The sequence below is a fragment of the Rubrobacter tropicus genome, from assembly GCF_011492945.1.
Taxonomy (GTDB): Bacteria; Actinomycetota; Rubrobacteria; order Rubrobacterales; family Rubrobacteraceae; genus Rubrobacter_D; species Rubrobacter_D tropicus.
In genome coordinates this window covers 163,321-186,336 of record NZ_CP045120.1, presented here as the reverse complement: position 1 = coordinate 186,336, position 23,016 = coordinate 163,321, and the positions used below count along the sequence as shown (strand labels likewise).

The 23,016-nt window shown below is 68.4% G+C and carries 21 protein-coding genes and 1 pseudogene; 9 read left to right on the top strand and 13 right to left on the bottom strand.

What is annotated here, in order from left to right; translation table 11 throughout:
- The first annotated feature begins 45 nt into the window (after positions 1–45).
- From GBA63_RS22965 to GBA63_RS22925, 9 genes and pseudogenes are all read left to right on the top strand, one after another.
- Positions 46–1,299: a glycosyltransferase gene (locus GBA63_RS22965; protein ID WP_166180867.1), complete on the top strand. Its 1,254-nt coding sequence runs from the start codon at positions 46–48 to the stop codon at positions 1,297–1,299.
- Positions 1,300–1,309: 10 nt separating this feature from the next.
- Positions 1,310–2,191 carry an SDR family oxidoreductase gene (locus tag GBA63_RS22960; protein ID WP_166180865.1) on the top strand — a complete coding sequence of 294 codons (882 nt, stop codon included), beginning with the start codon at positions 1,310–1,312 and terminating at the stop codon, positions 2,189–2,191.
- Positions 2,192–2,991: 800 nt separating this feature from the next.
- A complete protein-coding gene (locus GBA63_RS22955; protein WP_166180863.1) occupies positions 2,992–4,443 on the top strand; it encodes a replication initiation protein in 1,452 nt (483 codons plus the stop codon).
- A gap of 764 nt (positions 4,444–5,207) precedes the next feature.
- Positions 5,208–5,624, top strand: coding sequence for a hypothetical protein (locus GBA63_RS22950; protein ID WP_207957269.1), 417 nt, complete (start codon positions 5,208–5,210; stop codon positions 5,622–5,624).
- Positions 5,621–6,232, top strand: coding sequence for a hypothetical protein (locus tag GBA63_RS22945; RefSeq protein WP_166180859.1), 612 nt, complete (start codon positions 5,621–5,623; stop codon positions 6,230–6,232). The genes GBA63_RS22950 and GBA63_RS22945 overlap by 4 nt, the downstream gene beginning before the upstream one ends.
- On the top strand, positions 6,229–6,468 hold the full coding sequence (locus GBA63_RS22940) for a hypothetical protein (RefSeq protein ID WP_166180857.1): 240 nt from the start codon (positions 6,229–6,231) through the stop codon (positions 6,466–6,468). The genes GBA63_RS22945 and GBA63_RS22940 overlap by 4 nt, the downstream gene beginning before the upstream one ends.
- Before the next feature lie 182 nt (positions 6,469–6,650).
- Positions 6,651–6,992: pseudogene (locus GBA63_RS24575) on the top strand (sigma-70 family RNA polymerase sigma factor); the annotation flags it as partial.
- 307 nt (positions 6,993–7,299) lie between these two features.
- Entirely contained in the window at positions 7,300–7,947 is a 648-nt protein-coding gene (locus tag GBA63_RS22930; RefSeq protein WP_166180855.1) for a ParA family protein, read from the top strand.
- Positions 7,948–7,949: 2 nt separating this feature from the next.
- Positions 7,950–8,384, top strand: a complete 435-nt coding sequence (locus GBA63_RS22925; protein WP_166180853.1) for a hypothetical protein — start codon at positions 7,950–7,952, stop codon at positions 8,382–8,384.
- On the opposite strand, the gene GBA63_RS22920 is transcribed toward GBA63_RS22925, so the two are convergent.
- From GBA63_RS22920 to GBA63_RS22860, 13 genes are all read right to left on the bottom strand, one after another.
- A complete protein-coding gene (locus GBA63_RS22920; RefSeq protein WP_166180851.1) occupies positions 8,364–8,873 on the bottom strand; it encodes a hypothetical protein in 510 nt (169 codons plus the stop codon). The two genes, GBA63_RS22925 and GBA63_RS22920, sit on opposite strands and share 21 nt — an antisense overlap.
- Positions 8,874–9,036: 163 nt before the next feature.
- Positions 9,037–11,385 (bottom strand): vitamin B12-dependent ribonucleotide reductase, encoded by a 2,349-nt coding sequence (locus GBA63_RS22915; protein ID WP_166180936.1) that lies wholly within the window; start codon positions 11,383–11,385, stop codon positions 9,037–9,039.
- Positions 11,386–11,515: 130 nt separating this feature from the next.
- Positions 11,516–12,175 carry a thermonuclease family protein gene (locus GBA63_RS22910; protein WP_166180849.1) on the bottom strand — a complete coding sequence of 220 codons (660 nt, stop codon included), beginning with the start codon at positions 12,173–12,175 and terminating at the stop codon, positions 11,516–11,518.
- Positions 12,175–12,624 (bottom strand): hypothetical protein, encoded by a 450-nt coding sequence (locus tag GBA63_RS22905; protein WP_166180847.1) that lies wholly within the window; start codon positions 12,622–12,624, stop codon positions 12,175–12,177. The genes GBA63_RS22910 and GBA63_RS22905 overlap by 1 nt, the downstream gene beginning before the upstream one ends.
- A 456-nt stretch (positions 12,625–13,080) precedes the next feature.
- A complete protein-coding gene (locus GBA63_RS22900) occupies positions 13,081–13,419 on the bottom strand; it encodes a protealysin inhibitor emfourin (protein ID WP_166180845.1) in 339 nt (112 codons plus the stop codon).
- A 20-nt stretch (positions 13,420–13,439) separates the two neighbouring features.
- Positions 13,440–14,546 carry a M4 family metallopeptidase gene (locus tag GBA63_RS22895; protein WP_228282684.1) on the bottom strand — a complete coding sequence of 369 codons (1,107 nt, stop codon included), beginning with the start codon at positions 14,544–14,546 and terminating at the stop codon, positions 13,440–13,442.
- A gap of 46 nt (positions 14,547–14,592) precedes the next feature.
- Complete coding sequence (locus GBA63_RS22890) at positions 14,593–15,606, bottom strand: DNA-primase RepB domain-containing protein (RefSeq protein ID WP_166180843.1); 1,014 nt, start codon at positions 15,604–15,606, stop codon at positions 14,593–14,595.
- A gap of 44 nt (positions 15,607–15,650) precedes the next feature.
- The gene (locus GBA63_RS22885; RefSeq protein WP_166180841.1) at positions 15,651–15,935 is read right to left on the bottom strand and encodes a hypothetical protein; all 285 of its coding nucleotides are present in this window, start codon (positions 15,933–15,935) and stop codon (positions 15,651–15,653) included.
- Between the two features lie 83 nt (positions 15,936–16,018).
- Positions 16,019–16,969 (bottom strand): adenine nucleotide alpha hydrolase family protein, encoded by a 951-nt coding sequence (locus GBA63_RS22880; RefSeq protein WP_166180839.1) that lies wholly within the window; start codon positions 16,967–16,969, stop codon positions 16,019–16,021.
- Complete coding sequence (locus GBA63_RS22875; RefSeq protein WP_166180837.1) at positions 16,917–17,339, bottom strand: hypothetical protein; 423 nt, start codon at positions 17,337–17,339, stop codon at positions 16,917–16,919. The genes GBA63_RS22880 and GBA63_RS22875 overlap by 53 nt, the downstream gene beginning before the upstream one ends.
- The gene (locus GBA63_RS22870; RefSeq protein ID WP_166180835.1) at positions 17,336–17,593 is read right to left on the bottom strand and encodes a hypothetical protein; all 258 of its coding nucleotides are present in this window, start codon (positions 17,591–17,593) and stop codon (positions 17,336–17,338) included. The genes GBA63_RS22875 and GBA63_RS22870 overlap by 4 nt, the downstream gene beginning before the upstream one ends.
- 85 nt (positions 17,594–17,678) lie before the next feature.
- Positions 17,679–21,488, bottom strand: a complete 3,810-nt coding sequence (locus GBA63_RS22865; RefSeq protein ID WP_166180833.1) for a DEAD/DEAH box helicase — start codon at positions 21,486–21,488, stop codon at positions 17,679–17,681.
- 340 nt (positions 21,489–21,828) lie between these two features.
- A complete protein-coding gene (locus GBA63_RS22860) occupies positions 21,829–22,938 on the bottom strand; it encodes a DUF6744 family protein (protein WP_166180831.1) in 1,110 nt (369 codons plus the stop codon).
- Positions 22,939–23,016: the final 78 nt, after the last annotated feature.

Sequence of the window (23,016 nt, the reverse complement as noted above, 5' to 3'; positions counted from 1 at the left end):
GGTACGCCCTCGGGGAGAAAACGCGACGGTCGGGGAGGGCCAGGGTTGCGCATCGCGTTGGTAACGGGCGGCTCGCGGGGCGACGCGCAGCCGTATATCGCCCTCGGAGCTGAGCTGCGCCGACGAGGCCACGAGGTCGTCGCGGTGACGTACGCCCCGTACGAGGGCATGGCCGAAGACGCCGGCCTTCGGTTCGTGAGGGTGAGCGGCGACGCGGTACGGATAGTGGAGGAGCTTACCGAGGCCGGCGGCAACGTCCGCCGCTACGCCCGACGCTTCCGGCAGGTCACGGAGCCGCACCTGCAGAAGAACTTCGAGGAGATCCTGGAGGGGTGCCGAGAGGCGGACGCCGTGGTGTACGCCTCCGTGGCCGTGCTCGGGTATTTCGCCGCGAGGGAGTTGGATGTCCCGGCCTTCATGGCGGAGATGCAGCCCGTGTTCGAGCCGACGACCAAGTTCCCTAGCGCGATCGTCCCGGAAGGGCCGCGGGGACTGCGGACGGCGTACAACTGGCTGAGCTACGCCGTCGTGCGCCAGGTCTACTGGCGGACGTTCCGGCCGATGCTGGCGAACATCGGGGACGTGGACCTGGGGGCGATACCTCGCTTGCGCGGTCCGTGGCCGTACCTAAGGAGAACGGGCGCCCCCGTGCTTTGCGCCTGGAGCCCGCGCGTGTTGCCGAGGCCCGCGGGTTGGGACGACCGCTTTCGCGTCACGGGGTACTGGTTTTTCGACCGCCCTTCCACGTGGACGCCACCGGCGGAGCTCGAGGAGTTCTTGGGCGGGGGTGCGCCGACCATCGCGGTCGGCTTCAGCAGCGTCCGGTCGGACGCCAAGATACGAGCGGATCTAGACCGGATCCTCCGGGCGGCCGACGCGAACGGGGTCAAGGTGGTCTTCGTCGGGGGGTGGAGCGGGATCCCCGGCTCGGACCTGCCAGCGGGCGCCCTTGCGGTGGAGGAGGCGCCGCACGACTGGCTGTTCCCGCGGGTGAGCGCCGCGATCCACCACGGTGGGGCCGGGACCACCGCCGCTGCGCTGCGGGCCGGCGTCCCGTCTGTGGTCATGCCGTTCTCGGCGGACCAGGCGTTCTGGGGTCGGGCGCTGGTACGGGTAGGGGCGGGTATCCTCTACGCGGAGCACCGGGAGGGGCCAGGCGGCGAACTGGAGCGTGCGGTGGCCGCGGCGGTCGGAAATCGTCTGCAAGCCGGAGCGCAGGCCATCGGGGACGATCTGCGCGCCGAGCGCGGGACGGCCTTGGCCGCCGAGGTGATCGAGCGGAGCTGCGCACGCTGCTAGGAGGTTGAATGTGAGCGAGGAACACGCGGAAGAACGCATCGCCAGGAGTCCGGTCGTGGTGACGGGCTCCTCTTCCGGGATAGGCGCCGCGAGCGCGCGACTGTTGGCCGAGAACGGGCACAAGGTCTTCGCCGGCCGGCGCGACATCGCACGGGCCGGCGAGCCGGAAGGTGTGGGGGCGGGGAGCGTGATCCCCCTCGCGCTGGACGTCACGAACGACGAGAGCGTGGCCCGAGCGCTCGCGGTGGTCGAGGCCGGCATCGGACCCGCCGGACGCCTCTCGGGCGTCGTGAACAACGCCGGGATCACGGTCAATGGCCCCGCGGAGCTCGTCAGCATGGAGGATCTCCGGGAACAATTCGAGGTGAACCTGGTGGGGGCGGCCCGCGTCTCCCAGGCGTTCCTGCCGCTTCTCCGCCGATCGGGCGGCAGGATCGTGAACATCGGATCGCTGACCGCGCGCATGTCGTTCCCCTTCGCGGGGCCCTACTCCGCGTCGAAGGCCGCCCTCGCCGCCATGAGCCACGCCATGAGGAGGGAGCTCCGGCCGCACGGGGTCCACGTCGTCCTCCTGGAGCCCGGCAACATCCAAACCGGGATCTGGGACAAGCACATCCGGAGCGTCCAGTCCCTCCTAGACCGCGCGACGCCGGACGCGCGGCGGGCCTACGAGCACCACCTGAAGGCGGACGTGCGTATGGTGGGCAGGCTGAAGGCGGGAGGCACCGATCCCCGGGAGGTCGCAAGCGCGGTGCTAGAAGCCTTAAATTCGGAGAGGCCGAGGAGCCGCTACGCGGTCGGCCTGGACTCGAAGGCGCTTTCGGCCCTCCTGCGGGTCATGCCCTCCCCCATCTCGGACCGACTCATCGCCCGCTTCATGGGAGTACGATAGACAGCCTTCCGGTTTCTCGCGTAGATTTTAGAGATCGGTCGCATTATGAGATAGATTGTAGACACGAAGAGAGCCGTGCTATAGTGCGCGGCTAAGAAAAGATGGACGCATAGAAAAAGCGGCGGTGAGCCCCCGGTCCAATGAGAGCTCCCCCGACCGCCGCGCGGGGAAATATACCATACCCGCGCCGTTTCGGGGAACCGCCGCGCAGTGAGATTGGGAGGTCTCTTTGCTGGCGGTCTCGCCTATCCGCATGCCCTGCCCGGAATACCGACCCCATAGGGAACGGCCGCTTGTTGTCAAACCGAATACCGACCCTGTGGGGAAACGACAAGGCCTGTTGAGACATGCGGCCGGTCCGGCTGGCAACAAGAAAATGCGAATACCGACCCCATGGGGAAAGAATACCGACCACACGGGGAAAGGCAGTGACCGCGAAGCCGGAAAAACGGCCGTACGAATACGGTTTCGGGCGGTACGGTTGCCGTTGAGTACAAGATATCTGCGAACCGCGAGCTTTGACTGGCCGTCTCCAGCTAATACCGATCTTTCGGGGAACGAATACCGAGCCCGTGGGGAAACAATACCGACCCTGCGGGGTGAATTTTACCGACTCCTCGGGGAAAACTTACCGACCCCTGCGGGGGACTTTACCGAGCGCCGCGGGGGACTTTACCGACCTCTGGGGGAAATTCTGCGGACAAAACGCCTGCAAACACACGGTTTTGTATCTTTCCGATCCGTTTACATGATGTTCTGTTTGTGTTTAATGTTCTGTCTTGTTAACAGGGAGGGATTGGGTGGCTGAAGCGGGCAAAGCGCTGGCGCGTACGGATCGGGAGCGGGCACCGGATGTAGTCAACGTCGAGCTCAACCTCGAGGAACCTCCCCTGTTTGGCGGCCGGGTCAGTGTCGGCAAGAACGGATACCGGGAGTACATCCAGGAGTACAGGAAGGCCGATGGAAGCGTGGGCCAGCGCATGTGGCGATGGCGACCACCCGAAGAGTACGGCGAGCTCGACGTCTTCGACGGGGATGTGTACCTGGCGATGCACGCGCTGGCCAAGGAAAAGCTCGGAGGGATACCGGAGGACGGGAGGATACCGTTCACGCTCTACGAGGTCCTGAACATCCTGGGCCTAAAGGACAACGGGAAGAATTACCGTAGGGTCAGGGATTCGATACTCAAGATCAACAAGACGCTCATGGACGCGATCGACGCGTTCTACCGGGAGGACAAGAAGGCTTACGGCAGCGCGCACTTCATACCGTGGCGGGTCGAGTTCGAGGCAAACGAGGACCGCTACGGCCGGGCGACGGAGCGCCACAAGCTGAGGTTCGACGAGATCCTCGTCCGGAGCCTGTCGCACGGCCACATAAAGCAGCTCGATCTCAACTTCTGCCTATCCCTGACAAAGGGCTACGCGAAGAGCCTGTACAGGCGCATCGACTACAAGCGGGGCGATGGCCTGACGTGGAGCGAGGACATCATGGTCCTCAAGGACCACATAGGGATGCCCGCCAGCTACAAGCAGCCGTCGAAGGTAAAGGAGAAGCTCGAGCCCTCCCACAAGGAGATGAAAGACCGGGGTTTCCTCGCAGCCGTGGTCTACGAGGGCAACCGCGTCCACTACCGCGTGGCCGCGGAGTTCGTCGAGGCGAGAAGCTACCTCGACCGGTCATGGGGACCGGAGCAGAGTGGGGTCTACCGGGCGCTGCTGCGCAACGGGGTCTGGGCGAACGTGGCCCGGACGCTTATCCACGAGCAGGGCGCGGAGGCGTGCCGCTTCTACGTGGAGGCCCTCCCCTACCAGAAGAACGTGCGCAGCCCCGGTGCATGGCTCAAGAAGTACATCGGCGACCGCCTGCCGCTGCCGATCGAGCCCCCCCAGCGCAGGTTGCACGAGGCGGACGTCGCGCCTCTCGAACCGGCCAACGGGCGAGACGCCGGCGACGGCGGCGAGGACGAGCAGGTTACTTTCACCCCCCACGAGGGCGCGGCGCGGGTCTGGGAGCAAGTCCTCGAACGCGCCGCTGACCGCATCGACGTCTCCAGCCTGAGGGTGTGGTTCGAAAGCGTGACCGCTGTCGGACTGGAAGACGACACCCTGACCGTCGCGGTGCCCAACACCTTCGCCGAGGAGTACATTCGTACAAGGTTCAAGGACGTTCTCGACGAGGAGCTGCACGGCATCCTCTCCCCCACTTCGGAGATCGGTATCGTGGTCGGCACGGTCGAGAGGGAAACCTGAGCGCCCCCCCACCAGGAATCTTTGCCGTCGTCGGTCCATTTGGCGGCCCAAGGCCTTTCACCGGACCATTTATACATAATACATCTCTGCGAAATGACAGTCGGTGTTCCGCGTGACCTTTTCTACCCCACCTCGCCGCGTTCCGTCTTGGCGGTGTTCTGCCCGGCCATATCGTGGCTGCTGTGCGCGGGCGAAACTGCCCGCTGTGGTCCTACTGTTGATTCCTCAATGGTTATGGTTTTTTTGGCTGGCCTAGATTTTCTCTGCCTATCTGGCTTTTGCTTTGCCAGTTGTTGCGCTGCTTATCGAGTTGTCCCGCTAGCGCGTGCTGACTTCAATGTATTATCCGTAATTATAGTGCTGGAGTGTTTCAGCGCGGAGACGTTCTACCAAGCGCCCGACGACAAGAACGGCGGACGAAGTCGGAGTATGAAGGGTGGTCGGTCCTGATCGTCCGGACGACGGTGGCGCTAACTTTCGCGTACGGCGTGGCGGTGGACGCGGGGTCGGCCCTGGCGAGGGATCGAGGCAGGGCGTCCGGGACCGCAGGCGCGTGAGGACGGTGTTCGCCTGGCAGGCGTCGGTGATGCTGGCGATGCCCATTCGTAATCTGAGCCCCTTCCCCACGCCGAAAGTCGGCGGTTGGACCGGAGGGGTGTGTTGTATTATGCAGACACAGTGGAAGAGTCAGAGGGGGCGAAGCCGTGAGCGAAAGTCGCATGGACGGCGATACAACACCGACGGAGTCGGACGTTGAGGATACGATGAGCGCCTGGTCGTACCTCGGCACTTTCGATCCGCCGGGCGACGGGTGGACACACAGGACGTACAGCGACGGCCGCCTCATCATCCAGGCGCCCGGCGCGGTGGCCGCCCGCGGGATCGAGGAGGTTGCCCGGGTACACGAGGACATGCACGGGGAGGGCCGGGAGGCGTTGATGCTCGCGGTCTGCGAAACCCTGCCGCGAGGCCTGGCGGCCGGTCCCGAACCGTGGGCGCCGAACAACCCGGCCACGGAGAAGGGCCGGGAGGACCTACGGCGGGCGGGCTTCGAGGAGACGCACGACCCGGAGCTCGGAACGGTTTGGGTGCGGCCGGCGGACGGCAAGACCCTGAAGCCACGAAAAGCCCTCTTCGTGGTCCCCGTCGAGCTCGACCCGAGGGGTGGCGGGTACGAGTGAGGGCGCCCGAGGCCTTCGCGTACGCCTACTCGGGCCTGGAGGTTATTCTCGCGGATTTCGTCGCGGGCGGCATGCCCGAAGCGGACCTGCGCCGGGAGGCCGCCCGGTGGATGCGGGAAGACGCGCGCGGGAGCCTGGCAATGTGCAAGGCGGCGATCTTCGCCATGCGCCACGAGGCGGCGGCGGGCGGCCTGTCGGGGGACGCGGAGGCGGCGGGGGCGACGGTGCGCGCCCTGGGCGTGGTCGAGCGCACGCTGGACCCCCCAGAAGACCACTCCCCCACCGCGTCCGTTATCTCGCCCACGCCGGCGCGCGTGCCGGAGGCCCTCAGGAAGCGGGCGCCCGACGCGCGGGTCTTCCGGATGGGCAAGGCTCAGATCCTCGCCGAGCCGGACGGCGCGGCCGGCTGGCACGTCTCCGTCTCACACCCGGAGCGGTTTCCGTACGTCGAAGAGCTGATGGCGGCCCGGGATGTGACCGGAGAGGGTGACAAGACGTTCGCGGCGCTGCTACCCGTCACCTCGGCAGCGATAAAGTCGGGCGGTTTCCTCGTCCACATCGTGCAGGCCAACACCGGGGGCGGACGGCCCGAAGGGTCCAGCGGGTGATGCCGGCGGAGCAGACGCGGGCAGACTTGCAGGCTTTGTGGGCCGCGATCTTCCGGCTGTATAGAGGCAGGCCCGCCGTCGGCACCCTCGGGGCGGAGGTGGTCGGACTCGCACTCGAAGCCGAGGACCTCATCACGCTCGACCCCTCGCGCGCGCGGGCGTCAATAGAGAGGGCCCGGTTCTTGCTTGAGGACCTCGGCGAGCCGGCGGCCTCAAGGTCGCGGCAGGCGCAATGAGCGCTCCGCCCTCCTCTGTGATCGACGACTAGCTCGCCCGCATCGACAGGGGCGAATTGCTCACCGCAGACCAGGAGCGCCGGCTGGCCCGCGCATTGGGCTGGGGCTGCGCGCGCTCGAAGCGCACCCTGATCGAGCGCAACCTGAGGCTGGTGGTCCACGTCGCCTAGCGCTACCGGGGCCAGGGACTGCCCTTCGAGGACATTATCCAGGAGGGCAACATAGGTCTCATTAAGGCGGTCGAGATGTTCGGCCCTGAGAAGGGACTGCGCTTCTCCACCTACGCGACCTGGTGGCTCCGCCAGGGCGTGCAGCGCGCCGTCGCCGACAAGGGCCGCACCATGCGTCTTCTCCCCCAGCGAGGCCGGCGCCACGCGACATATCAGAATTACGAAAATGTATCTAATTTACGTAAATGGGAATCAAGAGTGCCTGGGGCGGTGGTCTATGGTGGCTTGTCGGAGCGGCCATCCACAAAGCGCTCTTCCGGCTCGCGGCCGGGACGGGCTCGTCGGGCCGCCTAACCTCTCCCTGATCGCAGCCAAATTTCTCCTGTAAGGACGATGAGGGGTTCTCTGAGACGTCGATAGCCCCTTGAAGTGGTGGTGGAGGCCCCCCCGCGGGCGCGGAAGGTGTGAGCGGGCATGGGGCCTGCAGGACAACCGGGGGAGCGCGGGTGGCCGGGGCGGCGGGCCGACGGCCCCGTTGGAGAACCCTAGAGACAATAATTGAATTACGAAAATGAATTACATTTTCGTAATGTTGATTTATCGTGTGCTGAACTTTAAGATGGCATGGGTACGGATCGGGCGGGCGCGGGAGGGCACGAGCGTGAGGATAAACGTGATGGGATACAAGGGCGGCGTGGGGAAGAGCGTGACGGCCATGCACCTCGGGGCGGCGCTTGGGGCTCGCTTCGGGGAGGGGACTACGGTCGTGGTGGACGCGGACCCCAACCAGAGCCTTGTCCATTGGCGGGCGGCGCGTCCGGCGGACCTGGAGCCGTGGCCGTTCGATGTGGTGGGTTTGGGAGACGGCGGGGGATGGCAGCGCTACGAGAACGTCGTCTTCGACTCGCAGGGGCGGCCCAGCGACGTGGACCTTCGGGCCGCGGTGAGGGGTTCGGACCTGATCGTGGTGCCCACGACGGCGGAGGGGCTGTCGATGCGGCCGTTGATGGGGTTTCTGGCCCGACTGCGCAAGATGAATGCGAGCTACAGGGTGCTGCTCACGATGGTGGGTTGGTGGAACACGCAGGCGCAGGAGCGGCGGGAGCAGCTCGAGGCTACGGGGCAGCCGGTCTTCGGTCCCGAGATCCGGAGGAGGCAGGCCTTCGACACGGCCACGCAGACGGGTAGGCTCGTCTACGAGTTCCCGAACAGCAGGGCGCAGGAGGCATGGCGCTCCTACGAGAGGGTTGCCGGTGAGGCTGTGGAGGAGATCGTGGGCGCGAGGCGCGCTCTAGTGGGTAGGGGTTAGCGTTGGGGAGGGACAGGATCGACCGGGCGGCGAATCCCCTGGCGGCGATGATGGAGGAGGAGCTCGAGGGGCTCGAGGTTGAGGACGTGGGGGAGGCCGGTGGAGGGGAGACGTCAGCGGCGTTGGTACCCGAGGCGGCCGATGGGCCTGGGCGCCGGGCGCCGGCTGCGCCCGGTGGGGTGACGCGGACGCCGGGACCGACGCGAAGGTCGGGGAGGAGGCCGGGACGTCCGAAGGGGGGAAGGAACTCGGACCCGAACATGGTGCCGATCTCCGCGAAGATCCATAAGGACGTGAGGTTCGCCGTGGATCGGGTCTTGGCGGACCAGAGCGCGCTCGCGGGGCGTCCTGTCTATATGGCGGAGGTCATAGAGAGGCTGTTGCGGTTCTACGTCGAGCAGGGCGACCCCTACGAGTTATTGGAGGACGCCCGGTAGGCGGAGGCTCCGGGAGGGATCAGGCCGCGAGCATGCGGTTGGCCCAGAAGATCGCCAGCAGGAACGTCGCCAGGAGCGCCAGGCGCAGTCCGCCGCGGAATCCTCTTCTGGCTGGGCTATCCTCCGGCCAGCCGGGCCCGCGCCGGTGATGCGGGAAAGCACGAACCACGCCACGAGGATGGCGACGGCCCACGTGAGGGCTACCTGGGACGAAAGGATGGGGCCGAGATCCCACGGCATGGGGCCGCCCGGCGGTGGTGCCGCGGGTTGGGCCCAGCGCAGCAAGCTCGCGACGAGGCCCACGACGGGCAGAACCACGTACCAGACCGGGTACCAGGCGAGCGGGTAGAGGAACACGGCCAGTAGAAAGGGGGTGGCGAGACCCAGTATGAGGAAGGTCCAGTAGGAGTCCGCGCGCTCGCGCCGCTCCGGGCGGTAGCCGCGCGGGTCTGCGGGCGGGGAGTGGTAGGGTTCGTCGGCCGGGGGCATCCGTCGCGTCTCGGGGTTCCCGGTCGCCCCTCGTCCATCTTGTCCAGCCCATATCAGATACCCCTCTCGTCGGTTGGGCCGTGTGTTCCGGCGGGTGCGCTGATTGGGGCCGTCGGCGCACCCCTTGCTTGCCGGTTCTCCCTGAAGCGTCGTCCCACGGCCGTCACGAGCACTTCGAGTAGCCGCAGGAGTGGCAGACGACGCAGCCCTCTTCGCGGCTGAGGCCCGCGCTGCAGTCGGGGCAGGCGCCCGCGACCGGCAAGGCGAGCTGCCCCGCGGACGCGCCGTCCTCGGCCTTCAGGTAGTGCTCGGCCATCGCCTTCGCCACGCCGTCGGGGACGGAGAGCACCGTGTTCTCCCCGAATCCGACCCTGTGGCCGTCCTGGATGCCGCGCAGCTGGTGGACGACCTTGGCGGGGGAGGCGCCGTGGGCGAGCGCCAGCGAGATCATGCGGCCCAGGGCGTCGGAGAAAGCGGCGGCCGTCCCACCGGGCTTGCCCAGGATCACGAAGCACTCCCTGGCGCCGAACTCGTCGTCGCTCATCGTCACGTACATCGGGCCGTGGCCGGTCGCGAGCTTCCTGGTCACGCCGGGCAGCAGGTTCGGTCGGCCGTTCCTGTCCTCCGCCAGCGAGGGGCCGTGGGCGACGGCGGCCGGAGGGTTCTCTCCGGAGCTGGGAGCGGCGGTCGGGGCGCTCCCCTTCGAGAGCACCTGCTCGTCGCGCGAACCGTCGCGGTAGAGGGCCACGCCCTTGCAGCCCACGGAGTAGGTGAGGGTGTAGGCGTCGGCGACGTCCTGGATGGTCGCCTCGTTCGGCAGGTTGATGGTCTTGCTGATCCCCATCGAGGTATGCTTCTGGAACGCCGCCTGCATATTGACGTGGTCTTCGGGGGAGATCTCCTGGCTCGTGACCCAGACGCGGCGGACGTCTTCGGGCACCTCCTCGACGTCGCGCACGGAGCCGTGCTCGGCGACCGATCGCATCAAATCCTCGGAGTAGAAGCCGCGGTCCTTGGCGATCTTGACGAACTCGGGGTTGACGTCGGGCATCTCCATACCGGCCTGGCGGCGCAGGAAGGCGACCGCGAAGAGCGGCTCGATGCCGCCGGAGCAGCCGGCGATCATGGAGATCGTGCCGGTCGGGGCGATGGTCGTCACCGTGGCGTTCCGAACGCGGCGGCCGTCGCGGGCGTTGTGCACGGAACCTTCCCAGTTGGCGAAGACGCCGCGCTCCTCGGCCAGGTCTCGGGAGGCCTCCCAAGCGTGCCGGTCGATGAACTCCATAAATGAGTTCGCGAGCTCCAGCGCCCGCCCGGAGTCGTAAGGAACCCCGAGCTTTACGAGGGCGTCGGCGAAGCCCATCACGCCGAGGCCGATGCGGCGGTTGCCGCGGCTCATGCGCGCGATCTCCGCCAGGGGGTAGTCGTTCTGCTCGATCACGTTGTCCAGGAACCGCACGGCCGTTCTCACGCACTCCTTGAGGGCGACCCAGTCCACGCAGTCGGTCTCCTTCGGCGCGCGGGGTCCGGACGCTCGGCCGTTCTGGGCGATCTTCTCTTCGGCTTGGGCGGCCGTGAGCACGAAGCGCTCCAGGTTGATGGAGCCGAGGTTGCACGAATCGTAGGCGGGGAGGTGGGCCTCGCTACAAGGATTCGTGGCTTCTATGGGAAATTGCGGCGTGGGGTTGTCGGCGTTGATCCTGTCTATGAAGACCACCCCCGGCTCGCCGTTGAGCCACGCCCCCTCGACGATCTTACGGAAGAGGTCCTGCGCCCTTACGGTCTTTATGACCTCGCCGTCTCGGGGGTTCTTGAGGTCGAAGTCGAGGTCGGCGCGGGCCCTCTCCATGAACTCGTCGGTGATCGCGACGCTTATGTTGAAGTTGTTGATCTCGTCGTTGTCGTGCTTGCAGGTGATGAACCCTTCTATGTCCGGGTGGTCCACCCTGAGGATGCCCATGTTCGCCCCGCGCCGCGTCCCGCCCTGCTTGATCTTGTCCGTCGAGGCGTCGAAGACGCTCATAAAGGAGACGGGACCCGAAGAGACCCCCATCGTCGAGGAGACGACGTCGCCCTTCGGCCGGAGCTTCGAGAAGCCAAAACCCGTGCCGCCGCCGGACTTGTGGATGACGGCCTGGTGCTTGAGGGTGTCGTAGATCGAGTCTATGGAGTCCTCCACCGGGAGGACAAAGCAGGCGGAGAGCTGGGCGAGCTCGCGACCGGCGTTCATCAGGGTGGGAGAGTTCGGCATGAACTTCCGGGAGAGCATGAGGTCAAGGAAGCGCTTCTCCTGCTCCTCGGAGACGGCCCGGGCCTCGTCGCCGGAGAGGCCGCGGGCTATTCCGAAGTCCACCTCGGGCTCGGCTATGGTGCCGGCGACGCGGCGGAACATGTCTATGGGTTCCTCGATGGCGTCGCCCGCCTCGTTCTTCTTGAGGTAGCGCTTCTCGAGGACGGCGAGCGCGTTGTCGTTGACCTCGAATACCTGGGCGTCGTGGCGTTCGGTCTCCAAGGGGATCACCTTCCCTTTCTGCGGGTCCGGCGCGGGGCCGTTTGGCCTATCGGGACGGCCCCGCGCCGTGCCGGGCGGGGCGGATGGTCACGGTCGGGGCGTTCCGGGTCGCGGCGGGCGGCGGTTGTGGTCAGCATGCGATCGAACCTTCCCCGATGCCGTTGCCGCGGTCGGCGAGTTGACAGTGCTGGCGGGCGGGCAGCGACCAGATGCCGGAGTCCGAGCTCCTGGCGGCGTCCTGGTCGGCGTAGAGCTTGTCCGCGAGGGCGTCGTTGGGCTCGAAGATCGCCACCTGGGCGAGGCCGAGGCGGACCAGGCGCTCGTTGTGGGTGTGGTCGGCCTTCGGGAGCCGGGCGTAGGCGAGCAAGCGCTCGTAGGGATCGACGAGCTCCTCGTCGAAGGTCAGTACGACCGTTCGCCCTTCGAGGGCGCGGGAGGTGAACGCGGCGGCGTCTTTGCCGAGGGGCTGGGGCGTTTCTCCAGGGATGGCGGACTCGGGGGCGTCCACGCCGATGAGCCTGACGTCTGTATGGCCGGCGACGCCGGGGGAGATCTCGAGGGTGTCCCCGTCGACCGCGCGGGTGACGCGGACCTCCTCCGAGCTGGACGGCCGTCCGCCGGCCTCGGCGCCGCCGGAGGAGGCGGCCTGCCGGACGGCGTCGAGGGCGTCGGCGGCGACGTCCCGACCCGCGGACGGCGAGCAGCCGGGGGCCAGGGAGAGGCACGCGGCCAGCGCGAGCCAGAGCAAGAGGGCGCGCGCCCTAGTGGATCGCCCGAAAATACTAGTCATCACGAGGCCTCCGGGAGGGTCTGCTGTAAGTTGGGATGATCGGGGGACTCCCCCGAGGATCTGGGGGGCGGCGCGACCCGTTGGTGCTCGGCCAGGGTACGCCCCGCGTCCCTCACACGTTCTCTGAGGAAAGCCTTGAAGGCGTCTATATCTTTGGTGCGCCATGCGTCGTCGAACGCCCCGAGGTCTTGGGAGAAAACGTTGCAGGCGGCCGTCGCGGCGGCCTCGTCCATAATCATCCCCCGGTCGGTGATCTTTTTCTGGAGGTAAGCCGCGGCCTCCCGGAAGAGCAGGTGGCGCATCAGCTCGTCCTTGTTGCGGCGGATGGAGGACCGGATGCGCGCGGTAATCTTGTGCGGCGGGCCGGCCATCACGGCATCCTTGTCGCCGTTGAGGGCCAGCTTGAGGCCCGCCTCGCGAGCGGCTTCGAGTATTTCAACGGCGTTCATGTGGTCGTGTTGCTCCCGAGGGCGGGGGTCCGAAGACGCGGCGGTCGCGGGGGGCGCGGTGGTCATCGTTCGGACGCCGTCCTTGCGCGGGTTGGAGCGGGCTTCGCCGGCGCCGGCGGTCCCGCCGGGAGGTGAGCGGACACGCGCGCCCGCAGGAGTAGCGGCGTGGGGCGCCAGGGATGGGATCGGCGGTAGGGTATCCGGAGGATGCCGGAGCGTGCCTGCACGCCCGGTCTAACCGAGGCCAGCAAGGGGTCTGGGCTCCCGTCTCGTTGTGTTCGTCTAACCGCCCGACCTTCCTCGGTTTCGCTCCGGGGCCCCGTCACAGGCCTGGTTCCGGAGTGCTTCACCGATTGTTGTCGGACGAGGGGAATTATACCGGCAGGTTCGGCGGCAGCGCAACGGTCGCTACGAGGCCGTCGAGCGGGGGGTAGGCCGTGAAGACGGCCTCGGGCGCTAGCGGAGCCCGGCCAGAACGCGGCGGCGGTGGCGCTCCAGGAGCGAGATCAGCGAGCTCATCTCCGGGCTGGATACGGGGTCGCTGACCGTGGTGGTGCGCCGCACGTCGTCCCGCTCGACGGTGATCGTGTGGCGCCTGGCGTCGCGTACGTTCCTGGCGGGTGCGCCGGCGTCCCGTCGATCGTTAGGATTCTCGCCGAGTAGCCCGGCGTCCCGCAGACTCTCTTCGAGCTCGCGCGCCTCGCCGGGCGGGAGGTCCTCGGTGTCTATCCGCACGGGGCGGGCGAGCCCGGGAAAGTGGGCCGTCCCGCCCTCGGTCTTGATGGTCACGCGCATGGCGGGAACCATTCTAGACGCTACGCGGGGCCGGCGGCGTCCTCGGCGGCGAGCCCGACCGCCCGGAAGGCCTCCGCAACGGCGTCGTGCTCGGCGGAGCTTTGGCCGAAGAGCAGCCTCGCGGCGCGGGTGGTGATGCCGGCGAAGAGCCGGAAGTCCGCGTCGGGGGTAAGCGCGGGGTCGGTCATGGCCGCGTACCAGATACGGCCCGGCTTCTCCCACGCGGGGCCCCCGATGGCTGTCGCCGCCAGGTAAAAGGCCCGGTTGGGGATGCCGGAGTGGATGTGGACGCCACTGTTGTCCTCCTCGGTCTCGACGTAGTCTTCCATGCGGCCGACCTGGGGATCTTCGCCCAGGACGGGGTCCGAGAAGGCCGAGCCGGGATCGGACATGGAGCGGAGCGCGCGTCCCTCGACCGCGTCGGTGAAGAGGCCCGCGCCGACGAGCCAGTCCCTTTCGGTCGGGGTCTCCACGGAGGCGGAGCGCTGCCTTGTCAGCACGCCGAAGACGTCGCACAGGGACTCGTTGAGCGCCCCGCTTTGGCCCTCGTAGGAGAGGTTGGGGCTGTACTGGACGACGCCGTGGGAGAACTCGTGGGCGATCACGTCGGGGGCCACGGTGAAGCGGTTGAAGAGCTCGCCGTCGCCGTCCCCGAAGGCGAGTTGCTCGCCGTTCCAGAAGGCGTTGGCGTAGTCGCGGCCGTAGTGGACGCTCGACACGATGGGGGAGTTGGCGCCGTCGTAGGAGCCTCGGGAGTAGATGTCGAAGAACAGGTCGTAGGCGGCGCCGGTGCCCGCGTAGGCCTCGTCGGCGGCGGCGTCCCCGGTGGGATTGTCGCCCTCGGAGCGGACGAGGTCCCCCGGCAACTCCTCGAGTTTCCGGGCGTCGTGGACGCGGCGCTCGAGGTCCCGGGCGACGTTGCCGGAAACGCCCGGGGGGAGCAGGTTTTCGGCGGCGTGGGGGGTCGTGCGCGTGCGCGTCATGCGCCGCCCCGTGCGGAAGGCGGCGTCCTGGGAGAGGGCGCGCTCGGCCCGCTCGCGCTGGGCCGGCGTCCCGCGCTCGGCGACGCTCTGGAGCACGAAGGGGGGCAAGAAGCCCGGACGAATCATCGGGCGGTCGGTGCGCAAGGGAGGGAAACCTCCTTGTCGTGTCCCGGGTTACCCGGGAAGCATGTTAGCTGGCTTTGCGTGCGGACACAGCCGGGGCTTTGCGGGCGCTGCGGTCCACACCCCGGGCGCCCCGGCCGTAGCCAGCGAGCGCCTCCCTTGGGAGCGCGCGCTCGCGGGCGTTGTCTATGGTTGTGGTGAGGTACTGTGCGCCGTATCGCCCCCTCTCGAAGTAGCGCTCGGAGATCCCGTTGGCCGGATCGGTGAGGACGGCGCGGACGTCCGCCTCGTCGTAGCCGGCGCCGAACATCGCTATGGCGACGGCAAAGTCCGCCTCCGAGCGTGTCTCGTAGGGCCTCCCGGAGGCGGCGTTGCCGTGGGCGATCAGTCCGCGCATCCGCGGCGAGAGGTTGCTGAGATCGACGTCCCCGGTTGTCTCCGTGGAGAGGTCTCGGGCCCAAGACTGTGGGAACGGTACGGGCGGAGCTTCGCTGGGGAGCGCGATGTCGAGCTCCCGCGGATGGTAGGCGACGCCGGGATCCAACTCCAGCAGGTTGACCGTGGGGGCGTCCTCGTACTTGCGGTTGCGGGTCCCCGGCGGCCGTAGGAGCTGGGAGAGGTCCCAGCCGGAGCAGTCGGCGCCGACGGCAAGGAGGAGCCTGCGGTTGAGCTCCTCCGCGCGCAGCGGCGATATCGGGCGAGTCAGGCGCCAGAAGAGGTGCGCGTGTCCGGGGGAGGACTCGACGATGGCGGTCGGCTCGGGCGAGTCCGGACCGAGCGCCGCGCCGTCGGCGTCGGCCCAGAGGGCGAGGACGGGGGCGGCGTTGGCCTTCACGCGACGTTTGGCGAGGAGAAGATGGGCGCAGAAGTACGCCTCCAGGCCGTCCGCGGAGTTGCCGAGGCACCACTCGGCGGCGGCGCGGGCGCGGCTTGGATAGTCGAAGAAGCGGGAGCGGTGGCGCGAGAGGCGCTTCGAGCCGGGCGCCGGCCTGAGCGCTGAGTGGACGCCGAGCAGGCCGCACTGATCCCCGAAGAGGGCGCGCCAGAGGACGGCCGCGTCGTTGGCTGAGAGGGCTTGCATGGCTCGGGCTACCTCCTGCGGGGCGTTTGATGTGGGGGCGGCGGTCAGGCGCTTGGGTGGCGTGGGGCTCCGCCCACGCGGCGGGCTTCGAGGTCTTTCGTGGCCCTCTCGCCGCGGCGGCTGAGGCAGCGGTCGCAGTAGCCCTTTAGGCCCTTCGAGGTCCGGATCTTCTCCGCCTCGCCGAATTGGGCGTAGGCGGGACACTTCTCGCCGCTGTTGCAGCGGTAGACGGGCTTCGGCTCCGTCTTCCGCGGCGGTGGGGGAGGCGTCGGATGGACTGTGGGAAGGACCGTGACCTTCCCACGGCCGGGAGTGCTCTTCGCGGGCAATGGTGCCTCCTCGAACGGTGAGAGGGGACGACAGGGCCGATCAGACCCCCCACGGGCCATAGGAGTCGGGCGCGGGGGAGCCTTCAGAATCTTGAGGCGACCCCGTGCCCGGACATGCGCCGCTCGTGCATCTTGGCGGCGGTCATCGCGCCGAACTCGTCCCGGGCCTCATCCAGGACTTGGGGCAGAACCTTTCCGGGGAAGACGCCGTGGTTTTTCTCCTGGGGCAACTCGTCCTTCCAGTCGAAGAGTTTGTCGGCCTCCATCTCGACCCAGCGCTCGTAGTCCTCCGGCTCGAAGACGCTCTGGTAGTAGACGTCGAAGGGGGTCTTGAACGGGCAGAACTTGCAGAGGCTTGGGGCCACGGCGGGGTGGCCCTTCGAGCGGATGTACTCCCGGCAGTCCTCGCGGGTCATGCCGAGCTCGTCGAGGGGGTAGACCCGCTCGACGCAGTTGCGGATGAAGGGCCTGACCTTCTCGTCGGGGTCTATGCGGCGCTCTGCCTCCTCGGCGCTGAAGCCGATCAGGACCCGGATGCGCCTCCCCGTCATGGCGACGTACTCGTAGAGGCCCCTCTTGCGGCCGTGGGAGACGCCGTACTCCTCGGCGAGCAGGGCTTCGAGCCGTTTGTAGAACGGGGACAGCTTGAGCTGCCAGGTGCAGGAGCGCTTGAAGGATTTGCTGCCTATGCGGCGGCGCTCGCCCGAGGAGTAGAAGTGCTCCAGGGACCGCCACTTCTCCGTGTGATAGCCCTTATCTGCGGTGACGTGTTCCCAGTGCTCACCCACCGATGTGTAGAACGCCTCCAGGTAGCGGACGTGCTCGCGCGTCTCTTTGTGTTCCGAGCCCGTATCGGCCGAGATCGTGAGGAGGCGTCCCGGGGCGAAGCGCTCCCTGACCCACGGCTCGTAGTGGAGCATGTAGCCCAGGGCCGTGGACTGCTGGCCCTTGCCGTGGGAGAGCACGGTTATGGGTTCGGGCTCACGCAGCCCGTCCGGGACGAAGAGCCTCTGCGCGGTCGGGTTGGTTTGCACCGGCCTCCTCCTCTCTGCGGTCGCGGTCGAGAACCTCGCGCACGACGGAGCGCACCTTCTCGGCGAGCGCGGCGGCGGCGTAGGCCGGGTGGGCGAAGGCCCAGTCCTCGTTCGCCAGCAGCCGGGCGGCCTCGATGGCGGCCTCGCGGTCCGGGAGCGTCGGTCCCAACGCGCGGCCGGTCGAGACGTGCAGGACGGCCCAGCCGTGGGGCTCCCCGCGGGCGGCGTTGTCGGGCGGCTCGGGCAGCACCGCGAGCGGGCCGAGGACCATCGCCTCCCGGTCCTCGTAGGCCGGGACGGGGCTGCGGGGCAGACGCCTGGCGGCCTTGACGGTGCGGTGTTCGGCCGGGCCGGCGTCGTGGCGGCTCACGCCCCGTCGGTTCCCGCGGCGGGTGAGGTTTCGAGCAGCCCCGCATCGTCCTGGACTTTCATCTCGTCGTAGGAGGAGACGAGGCCGAGTTCGCGGAGGCCCTCGTAGAGCCGGTCGAGGGCTTCCTCGGGGTTGTGGTCGCTTCCGCCCTCGATCACGATCAGGCTCTTGAGGTTCTGGGGGGCGCAGTTCGCGACGTAGCGGTAGTCGTCGGGGCGGGCGAGGTCGGGCTCGCTGAGGTAGACGTCTGTCATCGAGGTGCTCCTTTGGTCGGCGGACTTGCCGGCGTCCGGGGCCCCGGACGCCCCGCAGGGCGTAGGCGTCCGGGGCTATTCGTCGTCAGGCGGAGAGGTCGAAGAGCGAGGGCTGGCCGTAGACCGGCTGGGGACCCGGGAGCAGGCCGGAGGAGCCGGGTGGGCGCTGCCGGATGCGGCGCGGAGGCATCGCCGGTCGCAGGGGCGCGACCTCGCGCCAGGCGGCCTCGACCTCCGATTCGGGGACCTCGTTGCCGGCGGCCTGGATGCCCCTCGCCTTCATGTTGCGCAGGACCTCGTTCCAGTCGATGGCCTCCTCGGGCTGGACGCTCAGCTCCCCGTCGAACGCCAGGTCGGAGGCCCCGCCCTTGTCCTTCAAGAGCTCCCACTTGTCCACGGCCAGGGAGCCGTTGGGGATCACGACGTAGACGGAGACGGGCTTCGGGGAGCTCAGGCGGTGTACGCGGGCGAGGAACTGGTCGAGGGCCATGAAGCTGTAGGGGAGGCCCAGCACTATCACGGTCGAGGCCGCGTGGAGGTCGTGGCCGAGCTTCATGGCTCCGACTCCCGCGCAAAGGACCTGGGCCTTGCCCCTGGCGAAGGCCTCCACCTCGCGGGCGCGCTTTCGGGGGTTTTTGGTGCCGACCTTGCCGGCGCGCTCCTCCGTTATGTGGACGGAGTTGACGCCCTTCTCCTGCAACCGCTCGGAGAGGAAGAGTCCGGTCCGGACGAGGTCGCTGCCGATCAGGACCTTCTCGCCGTTCTCGGCGTGGCTCATGGCGATCTCCAGCACCTTGAGCGTCGCCGGCGTGAAGTTGGAGAGCTCGGTGAGCTCGCCGGCGGCGTCGGGGTAGTGGCGCGAGGGCTCGTCGGCGGCCGGGAGGGTCGAGGCGTGCTCTAGCCTCCAGAGCAGGCCCAAAGTGGCGGCGTACTTCTCCACCAGGCCCTTCTTCACGAAGGCGTGGTGGGGGTCCTTCCAGCGGAAATACTCCGGGAAGTTGTCCATCCAGTAGGCGTGCATCTCCTGCTGGGCGACCCCCATCGGGACCCGGATCGGGTAGTACGTCCTCTCGACGAGGGGCTCGCCGGTCTGTTCCTTTCTGCACCTGCTGATCGAGGGTTGCGCCAGGCGCCAGAACTGGGAGACGTTCGTGATCTGGGGGAGGATCTTGCGGGACTTCTTGACGTTCTCCTCGTCGTCCTCCTCGCGGCCGTGCATGTGCTCGATCGTGCAGAAGTCCGACTCGAACTTGGAGCGCCCGCGGGCGTGGTCGTAGGGGAACTGCGGGGTCCCGAAGCCCAGGGACCAACCGATCGGGTAGTAGCTGTCCGCGAGGAAGTTCGAGAGCGGGGTTCCGGTCGCGCCGAACTTGTGAGGGCCCCGCCCGAGGGCGCGGACGGACTTCGAGCGCAGGGAGTCCTCGCCGCGGATCTCCGAGATCTCGTCGACGCAGGTCACGCCGTCCTCGAAGGCGGTCGTGATGTGGGAGTAGGCGCTCTTGACGTAGACGGAGCGGTGGACGTAGCCGCAGCCCCTGAAGACGCAGCCGATCCCGTCCTCCGGGCAGCGGCCGGAGTCGTGGGTCACGCAGCGCTTCGGGGCGTGGCAGACCTCGCCGGTCCAGCCGGCGGCGGTGTCGGCGCCGCACTCGGGGCAGGCGTCTCGGGTGCTGGGCCCGTGGGGGATCGCCTTGGGCAGGTAGTCGTCGTAGGGGTCGGGACCGGTGTTCTCGGCCTGGGCCGTCAACGTCCTCACTTCGGAGGCCGTGATCGCGGCCCGGCTCTTCTTCGCCCGCTTGTAGGTAAGGAGCCTCCGCTGGAGATCTTCGGCGGGCCTGAGGGGCGTGTGGGGCAGCAGCTCCTTCTTGCGGCCGACAATGCTCAGGGCCTCGAAGTAGGTCCACCACCACCCCGCCTCGCCGGCCTCGACGCGGTCCGCGACCCGCCGCGCCTCGCCGGGGGTGCGTATGACCTCCAGGCGGCGGTTAAAGAAGCGCTTGGATTCCCTCGCCCACTGGGCGCCGAGGTCCTGCGGCGAGACGAAGAGCGAGTAGGGGGCGGCACCGAGGTAGCGCAAGGCCTCGGCGAGCGCCATGAGCATGAGAGTCTTTCCGAGACCCTGCTCGTGGGCCAGCAGCCCGCGCCCCCTGACGAGGAGGCGGGAGAGGTGGTCTATCTGGAAGAGCTTGAACTCGAAGTTGTTCTTGCGCTCTATGTGCCTGAGGAGGGCGCGGCGGTCGCTTACGAGCTCGGGGAAGCGGCTCGCCACGCAACCTGGGTCCGGGAAGTCGAAGTGGTCGGTGAGGAACTGTATGTTCTCGTTGCCCTCGTCGAAGGTGTGGGAGCCGACGCGGACCTCCAGGAGCTTGCGTTCGGTGGTAAAGCGCCTGAGCTCGTGCTCGCCGCGGCGGTTCTCCACGACGCGCTCCTGGGTCTCGGAGGCGACCTTCGAGCGGGTGGAAAGCTCGTAGGACTCGCCGGCGACGAAGCCGTACTTGGGGTCGCCGCTGGTGCAGGCGATCCGGTCGAGATCCGCGAGCCAACCCAGTCGCATCTGCTTTTTCAGGGGAAACAGGGGCGTGCTTAGGGCCTCCGCCTCCTCGACGGCTTTCGTGGCCGCGCCGCGCAGGGCGGGGGAGATGGAGACCAGGCCGTCGGCTTCGAGCGTCTGGAGCTGGCGCCAGCCGCGCTTGTTCTGCGAGAAATAGCTGACGTGGTTGTTCGCGAGGAGCTGCACCTCGCGCAGGCGCGTCACGTTGGAGAGGGCGAGTTGGGTGTAGGCCGACAGTCCCACGGAGACCTTGCTGCCGCGCAGGTCGAGGTCGAAGTCCTGGGCGGCCTTCTTGGACCGGGCGGCCTTCAGGCGCCGGCCGTGCTCGCGCTCTACGGCGCGGAAGCCGTCGACCAGCTCGTCGAGGCGGGCGTGTGTCGAGACGTAGTTGGCGCGCGCGTCGCGGGCGGCCGTCACGGAGTCGGCGAGACCGGGCAGGCTCTCGCGCCGGGCGGTGAAGTGGGCCGGGGGGACCGCCGGCAGGCCGGTTTCGCCGCGCCGGGGCAGCACGGAGATCCCGTCCGAGAGGTCGTCGGGACGGACGAAGAAGGCTATGGAGGTGGGGAGCGCGACGCCCGGAAAGAGCGGGCCCTCCACGTCCACGACGGCGTAGACGCCGCGGCCCTCGGGGCGGGAGAGGACCTCCTTGGCGAGCCGGTCGGTGCCGCAGATCATGGCGCCCTGCCCGAACTGCTTGAGCAGGTCGAGCGCCCACAGGTAGGCGAGGGCGGTGGAGTTGATCTGCTTCTCGGCCCTGCCGCCCGCGTGGACGGCGTCGCGCCAGTCGAGCCCGAACGGGGGGTTGAGGACGATCGCGGGGAAGCGCACGCCGGCGGCGCGCAGCATGGGGATAACCCTCTGGGCGTCGCCGCCTATGCCGCGGTAGGAGACGCGCCCGTCGAGGCCGTCCTGGGCGGGCTCTGCGGTGCCGGTGTCGGGGACGTGGTCGGCGTCTATCTCTATGCCGAAGCGCTTGCCGGCGGGGTAGGGTTCCAGGAGCGCGCCCGCGCCGGCGGTGGGGTCGAGTACGGCGCCGGGGGTGTCCCAGCGGTCGCTCATCACGCCGGCGATGAGGTTGGCCGCCTCGGGCGGGGAGAACCACTGCTGGAGCCCGATGGTGGCGTTCTTGTTGCCGCGGGACTTGTGCAGCACGCGGCGGCTGGATGCGAGCGCCTCCTCGGTGAGGGCGCCGCCGACCAGGGAGCCGCGCTTCTGCGGGGAGCCGTTTACGGAGCCGTTGGCCGCGCCGTTCTCAGCATCCTCGCGGGGACCGCTCACGGGGACGCCTGGGGCGTCGGTCGGGGTGGCGGGGAAGAGGTTGGGGTCCGGTGTGGTCTGCGTCACGGTGCGGCTGGCCTCCTTCTCTTCGGGACGACCCCGTCGGGCGTTTCGCCAATGAGACGACGGGGGCGCGGGATCGGGTCGCGCGCATTAGGCGCGCGGCGCGACCCGATCCCAGAAGGGGAGTCCTGCTACCCGCTGATGGAGAAGCGGGCCGCCCGCGAACCACGTCTGCACCGTTGCAGGCGGTTGAAGCTGGCGACGGAGCATACGGGGCGGGTACGGCGAGCCTGGGCGGGAACGGAGAAGACGTGTGGCCCCGCGAGCCAGAACTCGGCGCCGGAGCGGTCGTCGCCGAGGTAGCGGGCGGTGCGGGGGATTTCCCGGGGGACGGCGGTCGGGTTCATGGCTCGATGCGCTGGAGGAGGGCCCTGGCCTCGCGGGTGGCGATGTCGAGCTTGGCGCGGGCCTCCGTGGCCTGCATCTGCAGGAGCTCCTCGTACTCGGAGACGTTCTCCTTGAGCTTTCTCACGCGCTCGACGAAGCCCCGGCCGCGTTTGCCGGAGACGGTCTTTCCGCCCTTCACCAGCGAGGCCATCTCCTTGATGAGGCTCTCGGCCTCCTTCTTCACGAAGAACTCGACGCTCTCTGCGAGGACCTCGCGGTACTCCTCCCGGTCGACGAGCGGGACCTTCATCGCCATCGAGGGGCGGGCTACTCGCGTGGGGGCGTTCTCCGCGCGGAGACGGACTTCCTCGACGAAGAGGAGGATCTTGCGGGCGAACTCGGCGTGGGCCTCGGGGACGAAGTACATGCCGCCGGAGTTCCTCAAGGGGACAGCGTTGGCCTCGAAGAGCACCCGCCCGAGCACCCGCCGGGCGGCCTCGCCGTCGTGGCGGTCCTTCTCGAAGGCATAGTGGGTCCGGAGGTCGGTTATGGTGTCCACCTCGGCCTCGAAGAGCTCCGCGTCGGGCACGTCGCCGCCTTCGGCGTCGCGCTCGACGGCGACGGTGCCGTCGGGCTTGCCGTTCTCGTAGCCCGGGGAGACCTTCGCCACGGGGCGGTACGAGAGGCGGGAGTTCGCGGCGTCGAGGACCTCGGTGACGAGCTGCTTGACGCCGCGGGAGGCGGTCCGGAGCAGCACGCTCACGTAGAGCTCCTCCTGGACGTCGTTGCCCGCGCGGTCCTTGGTGAGCTTGCGCCGCTTCACCTCCGCGGCCTCCGCGGCGCGGCTGAGGGCCGAGGTGGGGGAGGGCAGGCGCGGCACCAGGCGCTCCGCGTCGAGCGAGGCCGCCTCGAGGACGGCGGTGAGCGTCTCGGGCACGAGCCTGACGGCGTCGGAGACGGAGAACCAGACGAGCTCGCCGAGCAGGACGTCGTCGGATGCCGAGCCGGGGCCGTCGCCGTCCTTCAGGCCCCTACGGGCGTTGGGCCCGAGGGCGGTGATCCCGGAGTCCTTATCCGGGTCCGAGCTGTTCTCGAAGAGGTCGAAGGCGGCCTGGGCTGCTAACACGGGGAAGCTCCTTTCGTGGGTTGGGGCACGCACCGTTCGGGTGTATCGACGGGGCCGCGCGGGGCGCTTACGCTGCTG

What these genes read in the sequence shown, in the direction of transcription:
- GBA63_RS22950 (WP_207957269.1), top strand. Translation starts at nt 5,208, where the DNA reads ATGAGCGCCTGGTCGTACCTCGGCACTTTCGATCCGCCGGGCGACGGG.
- GBA63_RS22920 (WP_166180851.1), bottom strand. Translation starts at nt 8,873, where the DNA reads ATGCCCCCGGCCGACGAACCCTACCACTCCCCGCCCGCAGACCCGCGC.
- GBA63_RS22910 (WP_166180849.1), bottom strand. Translation starts at nt 12,175, where the DNA reads ATGACTAGTATTTTCGGGCGATCCACTAGGGCGCGCGCCCTCTTGCTC.
- GBA63_RS22905 (WP_166180847.1), bottom strand. Translation starts at nt 12,624, where the DNA reads ATGAACGCCGTTGAAATACTCGAAGCCGCTCGCGAGGCGGGCCTCAAG.
- GBA63_RS22900 (WP_166180845.1), bottom strand. Translation starts at nt 13,419, where the DNA reads ATGCGCGTGACCATCAAGACCGAGGGCGGGACGGCCCACTTTCCCGGG.
- GBA63_RS22890 (WP_166180843.1), bottom strand. Translation starts at nt 15,606, where the DNA reads ATGCAAGCCCTCTCAGCCAACGACGCGGCCGTCCTCTGGCGCGCCCTC.
- GBA63_RS22870 (WP_166180835.1), bottom strand. Translation starts at nt 17,593, where the DNA reads ATGACAGACGTCTACCTCAGCGAGCCCGACCTCGCCCGCCCCGACGAC.